Origin of the sequence: Paracoccus sediminicola (assembly GCF_027912835.1) — a bacterium.
Lineage (GTDB): Bacteria > Pseudomonadota > Alphaproteobacteria > Rhodobacterales > Rhodobacteraceae > Paracoccus > Paracoccus sediminicola.
In genome coordinates this window covers 706,025-720,914 of the sequence record NZ_CP115768.1, presented here as the reverse complement: position 1 = coordinate 720,914, position 14,890 = coordinate 706,025, and the positions used below count along the sequence as shown (strand labels likewise).

Here is a 14,890-nt window from a genome sequence, read left to right as displayed (position 1 = left end):
CGGCACAGCGCCCATGGCTCAGCCGTAGCGGCGCACCCAGCTATCAACCAGGCGCTGCTGAAGATGCTTTGCGCGATAGGTCCAGGTCACCACGCCCGAGGGCAGCTCCTGGCCCTCGCTCTCGGCGCGCCGCGCCATGTCGTTGACATAGATCGCAAAGACAACCTCTTCATGCCCCGGCAACCGGCCATATCCGGCCAGATTCGACACGAAATTCAGCGTCCCGGTCTTGGCCGTCAGCAGCAGATCGCCGGGCGCGGCGCGTCCGCGCGTATCCTGCAACCCGACCTGGGTCATCAGCCCGCGCAGTGCGCCGCCTTGACCGAGACCGGATACAAGCTCGGCCATCGCCCGCGCGGTCACGCGCGAGCGCGGCGAGATGCCGGAATGGTCGTAAAGCTCCAGTCCCGCAATGCCGCGCGCCTCGGCCCATTGCTGCATGTCGCGGGCCGAGGCGATGAGATCCGGCGCGCCGCTCGCATGAAGACCGACCACCTCGGCGGTGAGATTGGTGGAATATTCCATCATCCCGCCAAGGATCTCGTCGAGCGGCGGGCTTTCGATACGCGCGATCTCGACGGCATTGCCGGGCAGATCCCCGATGATTTCGGGCGTCGGCAGGGCCAGCCCCTCGGCGCGGCACAGCGTCTGGAACACGTCGCCTGCATAGCGCAGCGGGCGACGCACCGGCAGCCAGCGGCTGCCCGCGCGGCGCAGCGCGGCGCGGTTGACCTCCCAGATCTCGCGCCCGGCCTCTTCGCGCCAGGCAAATAGCGGCCCCTGCCCCACCGGCGCGGCACGCACCGTATATGCGGCCGGGCTGTGTGCGCGCGCGCGGGCCTGAAGCGACATTCCGGACCCGCCCGCCTGCCAGCCGAGATGCACGCGGTTGAAGTTCAGCATCAGCCCCGAAACGGCGGGGTTATAGGACAGGTGATCGGCCTGCGCGGGCGAGATTTCCTCGATTTCGGGCAGCGCCCCGCCCCAGACCGCAAGCCGCGCGATCTTGCCCGCGCTGTTTGCCGCGACCTGCTCGGCCAGCATGGCAAGCGCATCGCTGTCCAGCGTCGGATCTCCGCCCCCGGCGAGGATCAGCATATCGCCGCTTTGAAGGACCCGCGTGACGAAACGATGCGCCTTACCCAACCGGTCGCGCGCATAAAGCGCGGTGAGGATCTTCAGCGTGCTGGCCGGTGCGACCGGACGATCCGCCCCGCGCCCCTCGCGCAGCCCGCCTGCCGGGTCCAGCACCGCATAGCTGATCCGAGCGCCCAGCCCGGCCTCGGCGATCAGCCGGCCGGGACGCGGCGGCGGCTTGCGTGGCGGCGGCGTGGACAAGTCGGGCGGCGGCGCGGTCTCGGCCATGGCCGCGCCGGACAGCGCCGTGCCCAAAAGCCCCGCCAGAACCTGCCGCCGCGTCGCTGCCTTCACGCGGCACCGAGCTGGATGAAGCGCGACCTTGCGTCGCGATTGTCGAAGAAGGGCACGCTCTGCGGCGCGACAAGAGGCCCGTCGCCGGATGCCGCGACAATCGCCGCACATTCGGCCAGCACGACCTCGGTGATGAAGGGCAGATGCAGCGCGCGCGCCTCGGCCATGGGCACCCAGTGCAGATGCGAAAGCTCGTCGCAGGCGCGTGAGAAATCATCCGGGTCGACACTCAGCCGGGCCGCGTCGGCCATGAAAAACCGCGCGTCGAAACGGCGCGGACGGCCCGGCGGCGTGATGGCGCGAAAGATGAAATGCAGCGCCGAGGCATCGGGACGCAACCCGGCATCGGCATAGCCGATCATGCTGCTGTCGCCGGGACGGCCGATGAGCAGACCGGTTTCCTCGGCAAGCTCGCGCAGCGCCGCGGCGAGGATCTGCGCCGGTTCGGCCGTGCTTTCTTCGCGCGGCTGGAACCCGAGCCGCGTCATGGTCTCGGGACCGGCCGGGGCGGCCAGTTCCATCCGGGCATCCTCGGGATCGACCGCACCACCCGGAAAGACGAATTTCGACGGCATGAACACCGCCTTGGCGCCGCGCATCCCCATCAGCACCGCAGGCTGATCGCCATCGCGCCGCACCAGAATGATGGTCGCCGCGTCGCGCAGCGCGGATTTGTCGCGCGGGACGGCGCTGGGGTCGGCATGGCTCATGTCGAGGACGGCTCTGCCTCGGGGCCGCCAAATCCATGCATGCGCCGCGCCCATTGCGCACCGACAAAGGCCCCCTTGATGAGCGGAAGGAAGGCCAGCGACAAGGTAACCGCGCCAACCGAGAACCAGATCAGCATCGACACCGGAGAGGGCTGATAGGTCAGAAACACCCAGAGCAGCAGAGGCGCCCCGAGATGCGAGACGATCAGGATCGTCAGATAGGCCGGGCCGTCATCGGCGCGCTGATGATACAGCGCCTCGTTGCAATGATCGCAATGGTCGCGGATCTTCAGATAGCCCGTGAACATATGACCTTCACCGCAGGCCGGGCAGCGTCGGATCGCGCCGCGCCGCATGGCAAGCCCGGTCGGTCGGTCGGCATCGGCTGAATCGTCGGTCATGCTGTCTGCTCCTGCCACGGAAAGGATCGGGATCAGCATAATGGCTCGGCCCGGCCCCGGCCAGAGCCGATTATGTCGCAGCGCAGCGGCCCGCCGCCCCCCTTCACGGCGAAAGCCGGGGCAGCGCGCTGCGCGTGGCCCGATCCGTTGCGCCGGCAGAGGCAGCAGCGCATTTGCGCCCTGCTTCTTCGCAATGTGCCTCTGCCCCTGCCGTGCCTGTTTCCGGAGCTACGCCGCATCCCGAGTGCGCCACAGCATCACCAGGTTTCGCCCGGCCTGCTTGGCCGAGATCAGCGCCGCATCCGCCATACGCATCAATTCGGACGGCGTGCCCGCCGGCTCGTCCTGCTCACCCGATGCGGCCACGCCGATCGAGACCGACACGGCAACGCCCATCTCGCCGCTCAGCCCGCTGACCGGCACCTGCCGGGCCGAAATCCGGTGCCGGATCCGTTCGGCCAGCGACACCGCCACCGTTTCGTCGGCACCCGAGAGCAGCACGACGAATTCCTCGCCCCCATAGCGCGCCACGCGCCCCACCGAGCCGACGGCCTCGCGCAGCTCGGTGCCGACATGGCTCAGCACCATGTCGCCCGCAGCGTGGCCATGAGTGTCATTGATCGCCTTGAAGCGGTCTATATCGATCATCAGCAGCGCGAAGCGGTCGCCGCTGGCGTCGGCGGCGGCGATCTCGGCATTCATCCGGCGGCGATTATCCAGCCCGGTCAAAGGATCGACGCAGGCCAGGTGCCGCGCCATTCGCGCATCCGAGAACCGCCTTTCGCCCTCCATCCCGGTGCGCAGCAACTGCGTCAGCCGGGCCTCCAGCTCTTCGCGAAGCTCAACACGGCTGAGACCGCCGCACATCACATCCGCAGCGCCCATGTCGAGAGCCTGCGCCTCCTGCTCGGCCAGAGGGCGGCGTTGCAACAATGCCAGCGCCGAACCCCGCCCCTCGGCGTTCAACCGCGCGCGCAGATCCGCCAGGTGCTGCAATCCCGACCCGTCCGGACCCGCATCGATCAGCACCGCAGCAAGATCGTCGGGAAGCGCCCCGTTAAGCGCGCGCGGCGGCAACAGAAGAAGGCCGCGACCGGTCGCGCGCGAGACCGCGCAGCGCCATTCCGACGACAGCCCCGCATCAGAGCTGATCAGCGCGATCTGCTGGGGCGGCTGGAAATCGGCCATGGGCTCTGCAAAGCCGGGTTCAGTCGGGGCGCGGCGCGTCATCCAACGGCGCAGACGCGCGCGCAGCACCGAATCGTGACAGTCGCTTTCCAGCACATGCTGCGCCCCGGCCCGGAACGCCGCCTGGCGCTGCGCCGCGTCGCAGATCGCGATGACCGGCACCGCCATGCGCCGCCGCAGCGCCGATATATCCCGCGTCAGCGCCGCCGAATCGGGGTTGCGCAGCAGCACCGCATTGATGCCTGCGCCGCTTTTCACCGCCTCGGTAACATTGGCGGCGGTGCGGACCTGGTGATTGGCCGCACCCAGTCGCGCTTTCATCAGAAAACGCGAGGTCAAATCGTTATCGACAATGAGAAGCCTGCCTAGCATCTATGTCTTGCCCCGAATTTCGTTCGCGGCCAAAGTTTCATCAAATCTTTAACAAAGAATTTCCGGGCCGGCCAAAGTGACGAACTCGATTTCCCATGCGCGGGATCTTGCCGATAGGCTGCTTCTGCATGTGCTTGAAGACCCCGAACTGCTCAGCAGTCTGCTGGGCCGCAGCGGCATGGAGCCATCGCATCTGAGTGCCGTGGTCAACGGACCGGGGGTACATGAATTCATCCTCGATTTCATCGCCGAGAATGACGAGCGGGTGATGAGCTGCGCCGATGCGCTTGGTGTGAGCGCCTCCGAGATCGGAATGGCGGCGCGGCTGCTCGCCCGGCGCGATTGACGATGTCTTAATCATTGCGTGCTAGCCCTCCGCTGAAGGAGGCGAGATGCACGGATTTGTCATTCGCGGAATCGAATCGTTCCTGCGCGCCCGTCATGGCGACGCGGTCTGGCAGACCGTCTGCGCAGCCTCTGGCCTGGACCGCCGCGGGGCGCAGATGATGCGCAGCTACCAGCCGGATATCGCGCTGCGCATGATCCAGTCGGCAAGCGTCACGCTGCGCATGGACCGCGACGAGCTGCTAGAGGATATCGGCGGCTGGATCCCGCGCTTCGACAGCATCCGTCACGTGATGCGGTTCAGCGGCTCGTCCTTCGACGACTTCGTGCTCTCGCTCGACGACCTGCATGATCGCGGCCGGGTGGTGCTGCCCGGGTTGCATCTGCCGCGGATCGACACGCGGGTGGTCGGGCCGAAATCCTATCATCTCAGCCTCACCACCGAGGAGGCGGACTGGTATCCGGTGCTTGCCGGGTTCCTCCGCGGCATGGCCGATGACTATGGCGTGCTCGCCATCGTCGAGCGCGAGGCCGGGTGGCTGGATGTGCGAATCGCCGATGACGCCTTTGCCGAAGCCTCGCATTTTTCATTGAACGAGATTGCCGGGGCGGCGCGGTGAACGGCCCGCTCTCGATCCCGGTGGACCGGCTGGCAATGCTGATGCCGATGCATCTTCTGGTCGATGCCGACGGGTTGATCCTGTCCAGCGGGCCGACGCTGCGAAAGCTGATCGGGCGGGTGCGGACGATCGACGCGGCGCTTGAACTGCGCCGCGCGCCCACCGCCTCACGGCTGATGCCGACACTGGCCGAGGCGGCGCGTAGCGGGCAGCGCCTGTTTCTGGGACTTCGCGACAGCGGCCTGCCGCCGCTGCGGGGCGAGGCGACCTTGCTGCCGCATGACACCGTGCTGATCAATCTCGGCTTCGGGATCGGCGTGATCGAGGCGGTGAGCGCCTTTGCCCTGACCGATGCCGATTTCGCCGCCAACGAGCTCGCCATCGAGATGATGTATCTACACAAGTCGAACCAGGCCATCCGGGCGGAGTTGGCCCGCCACAGCCAGCAGCTGGAACAGGCGCGCGAAGCGGCCGAGATGCAGGCGTTTTCCGACCCGCTCACCGGGTTGCTGAACCGGCGCGGGATCGAGCTGGCCTTCAGCCTCGCCATCGAGGCCCGGCAGAGCCGCGACCGGCGCCAGGAATTCGCCGTGCTCCAGGTCGATCTGGACTGGTTCAAGGAGGTGAATGACCGCCACGGCCACGCCGCGGGCGACGCGGTGCTGCGCCATGTCGCCCAGATGTTGCAGCAGGAGACCCGGGCCGAAGACAGCGTCGCACGGATCGGCGGCGACGAGTTTCTGGTGCTGCTGCCCGATATGTCCTCGGAGACCGCGTTGCATCTGATCGGCCGCCGCATCATCGCCGCGATCCAGCAGCCGGTGCGCCACGAGGATCATTATTGCCGCGTCTCGGCCAGTATCGGCGGCGCGCTGTCCGAGCAATATGACCAGATCAGCAGCGAAAGGATCCTCTCGGATGCGGATGAGGCGCTTTATGCCGCCAAGCGCGCCGGGCGGGGTTGTCTGAAGCTGTTCGGGCAGCATGGGTAGAGAAGGCCCGGATGAACTTTGGTGCGCGCTGCGGTGGCAAGAGGCGCGCCGGCCGCTTGCGGCATCATGCGAACTGGGGCGCGGTGCCGGAAGCCGACGCGGGGCAGCGAACCCGTCAACGATGGGGTTCATCGGCAATTTGGCCAGGAAACCCCTCGACAGCACCTGCCGCCCCTGATTTTCACCAGCCCGGCGGGGCCAGGCTGCGACGCCAAACCCGGCAGCACGGTATGAATGGCCGTCACACCTCCCGGTCATCGCATCGGCAGTCTTCGCCCCGCCACACGATCCGGCCCGGCATCGCCGCGCTCACCCTCCGGCTCTTGAGAACCCCGCCCCGGCGTCATAAGCCCGCGATATGAGACATGATACTCCCATCGCCGCGCCGGGACAGCGAATCGGGCTTCTGGGCGGGTCCTTCGACCCCGCGCATGAGGGCCATGTCCGGCTGACCGAAGAAGCGTTGAAGCGTTTCGGGCTGGACCGGGTCTGGTGGCTGGTGACGCCGGGCAATCCGCTGAAATCGCGCCAGCCCGCGCCGCTGGCCGAGCGTATCAGTTATGCGAGACGGATCATGGACGACCCGCGCGTCGTCGTCAGCGGCATCGAGGCGCGGCTCGGCACGCAGATGACGGTGGACAGCATCGCCGCATTGCAGGACCGCTATCCGCTGGTTCGCTTCACCTGGCTGATGGGCTCGGACAACCTGGTTCAGTTTAGCCAGTGGGATCGCTGGCAGGAGATTGCGGCGCGGGTGCCGATCGGGGTGCTCGCCCGTCCCGGCACCCGGCTGAAGGCCCGGCTGTCGAAAGCGGCGCGGATCATGGCGCCGCATCGCCTGCCCGAAACGGAAAGCAGCCGGCTTGGCAACAGCGCGCCGCCGGCCTGGGTCATGGTCAATATGCCGATGTCGAACGCGTCATCGACCGCGATCCGCGCCGCGCGCCTCTCGCGGCGTCAGGGGTGAGACGCGCGCCGCCCCCGCGCTGCGCCGCCCTTAGCGGCCGGTGAAGTTCGGCGGACGCTTTTCGATGAACGAGGCCACGCCCTCGCGGAAATCGGCGCTGCGCCCGGCTTCGCCCTGCAACCGAGCTTCAACTTCAAGCTGTGTCGCGAAGTCGTTGCCGCCCGATTCGCGCAGCGCGCGGCGCACCGCCACATAGGTCGCACTGGGGCCCTTCGCCAGATGTCCGGCGCGGGCTTGCACCGTCTCGACGAACTCGGCCTCGGGGATGGCTTCCCAGATCATCCCCCAATCGGCGGCCTGGCGCGCGCTGATATCTTCCGCAAAAAGCATCATCCCCGCCGCGCGGGCATGACCGACGAGGCGCGGCAGGATCCAAGTGCCGCCCGCATCCGGGATCAGCCCGATCTTCGTAAAGGCCTGGGTGAAATAGGCGCTTTCCACGGCGATCACCACATCGGCGGCGAGGGCGAGATTGGCCCCGGCCCCGGCGGCAACACCGTTCACCGCCGCGATCACCGGCGCTCGGCATTCCGTCACCGCTTTCAGCATTGGCTCGTATTCGCGGCGCAGCGTGCCTTCGATATCGGCCCCGGCGGCGGCGTCGCGCAGATCCTGACCCGAGCAGAAGCCGGCGCCCGCGCCGGTCATCACCACGCATCGCACGTCGTCGCCGATGCTGCCGAGCGCCTCGGTGATCTCGGCCCGCATCTGCGAATTCAACGCGTTCATGCGGTCGGGCCGGTTCAGCATCAGCGTGGCGATGCCGTTATTCGTCGAAAAGCTGATCGTTTCATATGCCATGATATGCGCTCCCTCCTGCTTGACGTGCAGCATGGCGCGGGCGGGCGGCGGCTGAAAGCCCCGCCGTGGCGTCACCGCCGCATGATCTCGTCGAGCCGCGCCTGTTCGGCTTCGCTGAGCGGCGGCTCAGCGTCCTGCCGCGCGCTGGCCCGGCGGCTGGCGATGAAGCGCCAGCCCATGATTACCCCGATCAGCGCCATGAGCGGCCCGGCCAGATAGAGGATCAGATTGCCCCCTGTCGCCCGGGGCGAGAACAGCACGAATTCACCGAAACGGTCGGTGACGGCGTCGATCACCTCGGCGTCGCTGTCGCCCTCGACCAGACGTTCGCGCACATAGAGCCGCAGGTCGCGGCTGATCGCGGCGTTGGATTCGTCGATATTCTCGCCCTGACAGACCGGGCAGCGCAGATCCTGCGAAATCTCGCGGGCGCGTGTCTCCAGCGCGGGATCGTCGAGCACCTCGTCGGGCTGCACCGCGAAGGCGGCCGGGGCGAGCAGCAGCAGGATCAGGACCAGCCGGGTCATTCTGCGGGCACCTGCGCCCGGCTGCGCTTCGCGGCCCCGGCGGCCACGCGATAGCGGCGGTCGCTGAGACTCACCAGGCCGCCAAGCGCCATGACGATGCAGCCGAGCCAGATCCAGTTGGCGAAGGGCTTGATATAGCTGCGCACCGCCCAGCCTCCGCCCTGTTGCGGATCGCCGATCACCAGATAGATGTCGCGCAGGAAGCCGTTATCGATCGCCGCCTCGGTGGTCGGCATGGCCTGCACCGGATAGATCCGCTTTTCCGGATAGAGCGTCGCCACCATCCGCCCGTCTTTCGCCACCGGCATCGTTGCCGTGGTCGAGACGTAATTCGGCCCCTGAACCTCGTCGACGGCGGCAAGGGTGATGTCGTAACCGCCGAGCTCGAAGCTTTCTCCGATCTGTGCGGTGCGGATATCCTCGACCTGCCAGGCCAGCAACAGGCTGATCCCGATGAAGGTCACGCCCAGACCGGCATGGGCGAGCGCCTTGCCCCAATCGGCGCGCGGCAGACGCGCCAGCCGCGAGAGACCGGATTTGCCGGTGCGGAACCACAGCTCTGCGGCGGCGCCGAAGACCAGCCATGACCCCAGCCCGGCCCCGATCACCGCCAGCGCCGAACGCCCGGTCGAGACGGCAAAGACCAGCACCATCACCGCAACCGTCAGCGCCGCCGCGCCGCGCAGCGGTTTCAGCCCACGCTTCAACTGACCGCGTTTCCACGGGATCAGCGCGCCGATGGGCAGGACCAGAGCCAGCCCGATCATGAACGGGGTGAAGGCCTTTTCGAAGAAGGGCGGGCCGACCGACAGCTTGCGGTCGAAGAACATCTCGGCCAGCAGAGGCCAGACCGTGCCGATAAAGACGACAAAGGCAGCCACGGCGAGCAGGATGTTGTTCAGCACCAGCGCCCCCTCGCGCGAGAGCGGCGAGAAGACGCCCTTCGCCTGCATCACACCCGAGCGCGCGGCAAACAGCGTCAGCGCCCCGCCGGTATAAAGCGCGAGAATGGCGAGGATGAACACACCCCGTGTCGGGTCCGAGGCAAAGCTGTGCACCGAGGTCAGCACGCCCGAGCGCACGATGAAGGTGCCCATCAGCGAAAAGCCGAACCCCATGATCGCCAGCAGGATGGTCCAGCTTTTCAGCACCTCGCGCTTTTCGACCACGACCGCCGAATGCAGCAGCGCCGCCGCCAGCAGCCACGGCATGAAGCTGGCATTCTCGACCGGGTCCCAGAACCAGAACCCGCCCCAGCCAAGCTCGTAATAGGCCCACCACGACCCGAGCGCGATGCCGACGGTCAGGAACATCCAGGCGGCCAGCGTCCAGGGCCGCACCCAGCGCGCCCAGGCGGCATCCACGCGACCTTCGATCAGCGCGGCAACGGCGAAAGAAAACGCCATGCTCAGCCCGACATAGCCGAGATAGAGAAAGGGCGGATGGAAGGCGAGACCGGGATCCTGAAGCAGCGGGTTCAGGTCGCGCCCGTCGAAGGGCGGGATCTCGAAACGCAGGAACGGGTTCGAGGTGAAGATGATGAACGCATAGAACGCCGCCCCGATCGAGCCCTGCACCGCCAGCACCCGCGCCCGCAGGCTGGGCGGCAATTGCGCGCCGAACAGCGCCGCGCAGGCCCCGAACAACGCCAGGATGAGCACCCAGAGCAGCATCGAGCCTTCGTGATTGCCCCAGGTGCCCGAGAATTTATAGATCAGCGGCTTGGCGGAATGCGAATTTTCATAAACCAGCACCAGCGAGAAATCAGAGGTCACGAAGGCCACGGTCAGCGCCGCAAAGGACAGTCCCACAAGCCCGAGCTGTGCGATGGCGGCGGGGCGCGCGGCCTCCATCCAGGCCGGCCAGCCCTTCGCCGCGCCGATCAGCGGCACCGCCGTCTGGAACAGCGACACCGCGAAGGCGAGGATCAGGGCGAAATGTCCGAGCTCGGCGATCATGGAAGGCTCCCTTGCCCGGGCAATCTAACGCCGCCCGGTCGCTCTGGCCAGCGTGGCACGCGCGACGCGGTGCCGCAGCGCCTGTCAGGCGGCGCTGCTTTGCGATTTGCGGTAGGTCTGGATCTCGTCAACGACGAAATCGCGGAACGCCACCACCCGGCGCGAGCCGCGCAGCTCTTCGGGGAAGGCAAGGAACACCGGCACCTCGGCGGATTCCACATCGTCGAACACACGCACCAGTTCCGGAAAATCGGCGGTGAGGTAATCCGGCAGAACGCCGATGCCGACCTCGTTCAGCACGGCCTGCAACACGCCGAAATAATTATTCACCATCAGCAATGAGCGCGGATGGGTTTCCAGAAGCTGCTGCACCAGCGACTTGCCGGCAGAGACCTGCGGCACGTTCGGGTCCTGGCAGATCACCCGGTGCCGCGCCAGATCCGGCACGGTCAGTGGACGCCCGGCCTGGGTCAGGTAATTGCGCGTGGCATAAAGCCGCATCCGGATATTCAGCAGCCGGCGCCGGATCAGATCGGACTGGCTCGGTTCCTTCATGCGGATCGCGACATCGGCTTCGCGCATGGGCAGATCCATCACCCGCTCTTCGAGGATCAGGTTGATCTTGAGATCGGGATAGAGCGAATAAAGCTTGTTCAGCCGCGGCACCAGCCACAGCGTGCCGAAGCCGGTCGCGGTGGTGACCTTCAGCTCGCCCATCACCTCGTCCTCGGTGTCGCGGATGCGGGCCTCGGCCATGTCGAGCTTGCGCGCCATCTCGGCGGTTGCGGCGAACAGAAGCTCGCCCTGCTCGGTCAGGATCAGCCCCCGCGCATGGCGGTGAAACAGGGTGACGCCAAGCTGATCCTCCAGCCCGCGAATTTGCCGGGAGACCGCGGATTGCGAGAGGCGCAGCGAATCACCGGCATGTGTCAGACTGCCTGCGTCGGCCACTGCATGAAATATGCGCAGCTTGTCCCAATCCATGATATGACTTTCTGTCGTAATAGCTATGCAAGCGTTGCAACTCTTACGCGTCCGCGACGATTTCAGCAACATATGTGAAACGACAGTTTTTACTTTGTGGGTCAGCTTTGCTGACGTATAATCGCCGCACCACCACTCGAGCAGGGAGGGCCAGATGGGGGTTCCACAGGATCAGTCATTCTCGCTGGCGGATCGCTTCGATCTGTCGAAATCGCAGGTGCTTCTAAACGGCACGCAGGCGCTCGTGCGGCTCATGCTGATGCAGCACGCGCGCGACACCGCCGCCGGGCTGAACACGGCGGGGCTGGTGACCGGCTATCGCGGCAGCCCCCTGGGCGGGGTCGATTTGCAGATGATGAAAGCCGAAAAGCAGCTATCCGCCGAAAACGTGCTGTTCCAGCCCGGGCTGAACGAGGATCTTGCCGCCACCGCCGTCTGGGGCAGCCAGCAGGCCGAGCTGCGCGGCGAAGGCAAATATGACGGCGTTTTCGCGCTGTGGTACGGCAAGGGGCCCGGGGTGGACCGAACCGGCGACGTGATGCGCCACGGCAATATGGCCGGGTCGTCAGCGCATGGCGGCGTCGTCATGGCGATGGGCGACGACCATACCGGCGAAAGCTCGACCGTGCTGCACCAGTCGGATTGGGCGATGGTGGACGCCTATATCCCGGTGCTGTCGCCCGCCGGGGTGCAGGAAATTCTGGATTACGGGCTGTATGGCTTTGCCCTGTCGCGATTTGCAGGCGTCTGGACCGGCCTCAAGACCATGAAAGACACGGTCGAGGCGACCTCGGTGGTCAATGGCGATCCGTTCCGGCTGGATTTCGCGACCCCGAAATTCGAGATGCCCGAGGGCGGGCTGAACATCCGTCTCGGCGACACGCCGGTGCTGCAAGAGGCCCGGATGATCGACTTCAAGCGCTTCGCCGCCGAGGCGTTTTCGCGGGCCAACAAGATCGACCGCAGGATCTGGGGCAAGCCCGGTGCCAAGATCGGCTTTGTCGCGGCAGGCAAGAACTGGCTGGATCTGGTCCACGCCCTGTCCCTGCTGGGCATCGACGAGGCCGAGGCCGACCGGCTGGGGCTGACCACCTATAAGATCGGGCAGACTTTCCCAATGGACATGAAGACCTTCCAGGAATGGTCCGAACCGCTGGATCTGGTCATCGTGGTCGAGGAAAAGCGCAAGCTGATCGAGGTGCAGGTCAAGGAAGCCATTTTCGACAACCGCCACGGCCGCCGCGTGATCGGCTGGCATCACGACCGCACCGGGGAAGAGATCTTCCCGACGCGCTATGCGCTCGACCCGGTGATGATCGCCGAAAAGCTGGGCGGCATCCTGATCGAGGAAGGCCGCGGCACCGAGGGCATCCGCGCCGGTCTGGACAAGCTGACCGCCGCGCGCCGGGCCGATAACGCGCCCGAGATTGCCGTCAGAACCCCTTGGTATTGCTCGGGTTGTCCGCATAATACCTCGACCCGCGTCCCCGATGGCAGCCGTGCCTATGCCGGGATCGGCTGTCACTATATGGTGCAGTGGATGGACCGCGAGACGACCGGCTTCACGCAGATGGGCGGCGAAGGCGCCAACTGGGTCGGCGAGGCTCCGTTCAGCAACAGAGACCATGTTTTTCAGAACCTTGGCGACGGAACCTATAATCATTCCGGCATTCTCGCCATTCGCCACGCGGTCGCGACCAAGACCAATATCACCTATAAGATCCTGTATAACGACGCCGTCGCCATGACCGGCGGCCAGCCCAATGAGGGCGACCTGACCGCGCCGCAAATCGCGCGGGAACTGGTCGCCATGGGGGTCGATCCGGTGGTGGTCGTCCACGATTCGAAAGAGGAATTCGACGGCAGCCAGTTCTCCGGCCTGCGGATCGAGGAACGCTCCGAGATGATGCGGGTGCAGCGCGAGCTGACCGAGAAGGGCGGCACCTCGGCCATCATCTATGTCCAGACCTGCGCCGCCGAAAAGCGCCGCCGCCGCAAGAAGGGGCTGTTCCCCGATCCCGACCGGCGCATCTGGATCAACCCGGATATATGCGAGGGCTGCGGCGATTGCGGGGTGCAGTCGAACTGCGTCTCGGTCGTGCCCCTGGATACGGAACTGGGCCGCAAGCGGCAGATCGAACAATCGTCGTGCAACAAGGATTACTCATGCGTGAACGGGTTCTGCCCCAGCTTCGTCTCGGTCCGGGGTGGCAAGCTGAAGAAACCGGCGGCGACCTCGCTGGATCTGCCGGACCTTCCCGCCCCGACCCTGCCCGAGATCGACGGGACCCATAACCTTGTGATCACAGGCGTCGGCGGGACCGGCGTCGTGACCATCGGCGCGGTGCTGGCACAGGCCGCCCATATCGACGGCAAGGGCGCGGGCATGATGGAAATGGCCGGGCTCGCCCAGAAAGGCGGCGCGGTGCATATCCATCTGCGGCTGGCCAACGATCCCGGCGATATCAGCGCGATCCGGGTCGCGGTGGGCGAGGCCGACTGCATCATCGGCGGCGATCTGGTGGTGACGGCGGGGGCCAAGACCATCGGGCTGATGACCAAGGACCGGACCGGCGCGGTGGTCAATGATCACGAGATCATTACCGGCGAATTCACCAGGAACCGCGACTTCCAGATCCCCGCCGACCGTCTGAAGATGTCGCTTCAGGCCCGGCTTGGCGACAGCGTGGCGTTTTTCGACGCGAACGAGCTGGCGCGCAAGGCGCTTGGCGATTCGATCTATTCGAACATGCTGGTGCTGGGCGGGGCGTGGCAGCGCGGGCTGATCCCGCTGAGCGAGAAGGCGATCCTGACCGCGATCGAGTTGAACGGTGCGAAGGTCGAGGAAAACAAGCGCGCCTTCCGCATCGGCCGTTGGGCGGTGACCGACCCGGCGGCGGTGGCCGCCTTTACCGCGCCCGCCAAGCCCGCCGAGCGCGAGGACCCCATCGCCTTCCGCGCCAATTGGCTGATGGATTATCAGGACGAGGCCTATGCCCGGCATTTCCGCGATCTGGTCGCGCTCGCCCCGGATCATCTGCGCGAGGATGTCGCCGCGGGGCTGTTCAAGCTGATGGCCTATAAGGACGAATACGAGGTCGCCCGGCTGCATCTGAAAACCGCCGACGGCGTGGCGCGGGAATTCGACGGCGAGACGAAGCTGTCCTTCCATCTCGCCCCGCCGATGCTGCCCGGCCGCGACAGCGAGGGGCGGCCGAAAAAGCGGGAATTCGGCGCATGGATCATGCCCGGATTCCGCCTGCTGGCGAAGATGAAGGGGCTGCGCGGCACCGCCTTCGATCCGTTCGGCTATTTCCCCGAGCGCAAGGCCGAGCGCGCCATGCTGGCACAGCACGAAGCCGATCTGCGCGAGCTGCTGCCGCTGACCACGCCCGAAACCGAAGACATCATGCGCGAATTGGCACGCCTCCCGCTTTCGGTGAAGGGTTACGGTCTGATCAAGGACGCTGCTGCCGAAAAGGCCGCTGCCCGCCGCGAAGAGCTGTTGCAGGCCTTTCGCGACGGCGGCACGCCTCTGGCACAGGCGGCGGAGTGATCTGTCGCATGGACTTTCAGCAAGGCGCGGCTTATGTC

At 66.3% G+C, this 14,890-nt stretch carries 13 protein-coding genes; 5 read left to right on the top strand and 8 right to left on the bottom strand.

The window, feature by feature from the left end; all coding sequences use genetic code 11:
- Positions 1-18: 18 nt before the first annotated feature.
- The 4 genes from PAF18_RS03525 to PAF18_RS03510 all read right to left on the bottom strand — a co-directional run bounded on the left by PAF18_RS03525 (position 19) and on the right by PAF18_RS03510 (position 4,051).
- Entirely contained in the window at positions 19-1,431 is a 1,413-nt protein-coding gene (locus PAF18_RS03525; protein WP_271117254.1) for a D-alanyl-D-alanine carboxypeptidase, read from the bottom strand.
- Positions 1,428-2,141: an NUDIX hydrolase gene (locus tag PAF18_RS03520; RefSeq protein WP_271117253.1), complete on the bottom strand. Its 714-nt coding sequence runs from the start codon at positions 2,139-2,141 to the stop codon at positions 1,428-1,430. The genes PAF18_RS03525 and PAF18_RS03520 overlap by 4 nt, the downstream gene beginning before the upstream one ends.
- Entirely contained in the window at positions 2,138-2,542 is a 405-nt protein-coding gene (locus PAF18_RS03515) for a DUF983 domain-containing protein (RefSeq protein ID WP_271117252.1), read from the bottom strand. Before PAF18_RS03515 ends, PAF18_RS03520 begins: the two co-directional genes overlap by 4 nt.
- Before the next feature lie 228 nt (positions 2,543-2,770).
- Positions 2,771-4,051 (bottom strand): GGDEF domain-containing protein, encoded by a 1,281-nt coding sequence (locus tag PAF18_RS03510; RefSeq protein ID WP_271117251.1) that lies wholly within the window; start codon positions 4,049-4,051, stop codon positions 2,771-2,773.
- Positions 4,052-4,178: 127 nt separating this feature from the next.
- On the opposite strand from PAF18_RS03510, the gene PAF18_RS03505 reads away from it, so the two are divergent.
- The 4 genes from PAF18_RS03505 to PAF18_RS03490 all read left to right on the top strand — a co-directional run bounded on the left by PAF18_RS03505 (position 4,179) and on the right by PAF18_RS03490 (position 7,026).
- Positions 4,179-4,448, top strand: a complete 270-nt coding sequence (locus tag PAF18_RS03505; RefSeq protein ID WP_271117250.1) for a DUF3572 family protein — start codon at positions 4,179-4,181, stop codon at positions 4,446-4,448.
- A gap of 46 nt (positions 4,449-4,494) precedes the next feature.
- The gene (locus PAF18_RS03500; protein WP_271117249.1) at positions 4,495-5,067 is read left to right on the top strand and encodes a heme NO-binding domain-containing protein; all 573 of its coding nucleotides are present in this window, start codon (positions 4,495-4,497) and stop codon (positions 5,065-5,067) included.
- Positions 5,064-6,059: a GGDEF domain-containing protein gene (locus tag PAF18_RS03495; RefSeq protein ID WP_271117248.1), complete on the top strand. Its 996-nt coding sequence runs from the start codon at positions 5,064-5,066 to the stop codon at positions 6,057-6,059. Before PAF18_RS03500 ends, PAF18_RS03495 begins: the two co-directional genes overlap by 4 nt.
- 358 nt (positions 6,060-6,417) lie before the next feature.
- The gene (locus tag PAF18_RS03490; protein WP_271117247.1) at positions 6,418-7,026 is read left to right on the top strand and encodes a nicotinate-nucleotide adenylyltransferase; all 609 of its coding nucleotides are present in this window, start codon (positions 6,418-6,420) and stop codon (positions 7,024-7,026) included.
- A gap of 30 nt (positions 7,027-7,056) precedes the next feature.
- Here PAF18_RS03490 and PAF18_RS03485 read toward each other — a convergent pair whose 3' ends face one another.
- From PAF18_RS03485 to PAF18_RS03470, 4 genes are all read right to left on the bottom strand, one after another.
- Complete coding sequence (locus PAF18_RS03485) at positions 7,057-7,827, bottom strand: enoyl-CoA hydratase-related protein (RefSeq protein WP_271117246.1); 771 nt, start codon at positions 7,825-7,827, stop codon at positions 7,057-7,059.
- A 71-nt stretch (positions 7,828-7,898) separates the two neighbouring features.
- Positions 7,899-8,354: a cytochrome c-type biogenesis protein gene (locus PAF18_RS03480; protein ID WP_271117245.1), complete on the bottom strand. Its 456-nt coding sequence runs from the start codon at positions 8,352-8,354 to the stop codon at positions 7,899-7,901.
- Entirely contained in the window at positions 8,351-10,312 is a 1,962-nt protein-coding gene (locus tag PAF18_RS03475; RefSeq protein ID WP_271117244.1) for a heme lyase CcmF/NrfE family subunit, read from the bottom strand. Before PAF18_RS03475 ends, PAF18_RS03480 begins: the two co-directional genes overlap by 4 nt.
- An 84-nt stretch (positions 10,313-10,396) precedes the next feature.
- Positions 10,397-11,296 (bottom strand): LysR family transcriptional regulator, encoded by a 900-nt coding sequence (locus PAF18_RS03470; RefSeq protein ID WP_271117243.1) that lies wholly within the window; start codon positions 11,294-11,296, stop codon positions 10,397-10,399.
- Positions 11,297-11,450: 154 nt separating this feature from the next.
- On the opposite strand from PAF18_RS03470, the gene PAF18_RS03465 reads away from it, so the two are divergent.
- Positions 11,451-14,852: an indolepyruvate ferredoxin oxidoreductase family protein gene (locus PAF18_RS03465; RefSeq protein WP_271117242.1), complete on the top strand. Its 3,402-nt coding sequence runs from the start codon at positions 11,451-11,453 to the stop codon at positions 14,850-14,852.
- The last annotated feature ends 38 nt before the right edge of the window (positions 14,853-14,890 follow it).

What these genes read in the sequence shown, in the direction of transcription:
- PAF18_RS03470 (WP_271117243.1), bottom strand. Translation starts at nt 11,296, where the DNA reads ATGGATTGGGACAAGCTGCGCATATTTCATGCAGTGGCCGACGCAGGC.
- PAF18_RS03500 (WP_271117249.1), top strand. Translation starts at nt 4,495, where the DNA reads ATGCACGGATTTGTCATTCGCGGAATCGAATCGTTCCTGCGCGCCCGT.
- PAF18_RS03520 (WP_271117253.1), bottom strand. Translation starts at nt 2,141, where the DNA reads ATGAGCCATGCCGACCCCAGCGCCGTCCCGCGCGACAAATCCGCGCTG.
- PAF18_RS03490 (WP_271117247.1), top strand. Translation starts at nt 6,418, where the DNA reads ATGAGACATGATACTCCCATCGCCGCGCCGGGACAGCGAATCGGGCTT.
- PAF18_RS03465 (WP_271117242.1), top strand. Translation starts at nt 11,451, where the DNA reads ATGGGGGTTCCACAGGATCAGTCATTCTCGCTGGCGGATCGCTTCGAT.
- PAF18_RS03515 (WP_271117252.1), bottom strand. Translation starts at nt 2,542, where the DNA reads ATGACCGACGATTCAGCCGATGCCGACCGACCGACCGGGCTTGCCATG.
- PAF18_RS03485 (WP_271117246.1), bottom strand. Translation starts at nt 7,827, where the DNA reads ATGGCATATGAAACGATCAGCTTTTCGACGAATAACGGCATCGCCACG.
- PAF18_RS03480 (WP_271117245.1), bottom strand. Translation starts at nt 8,354, where the DNA reads ATGACCCGGCTGGTCCTGATCCTGCTGCTGCTCGCCCCGGCCGCCTTC.
- PAF18_RS03475 (WP_271117244.1), bottom strand. Translation starts at nt 10,312, where the DNA reads ATGATCGCCGAGCTCGGACATTTCGCCCTGATCCTCGCCTTCGCGGTG.
- PAF18_RS03510 (WP_271117251.1), bottom strand. Translation starts at nt 4,051, where the DNA reads ATGAAAGCGCGACTGGGTGCGGCCAATCACCAGGTCCGCACCGCCGCC.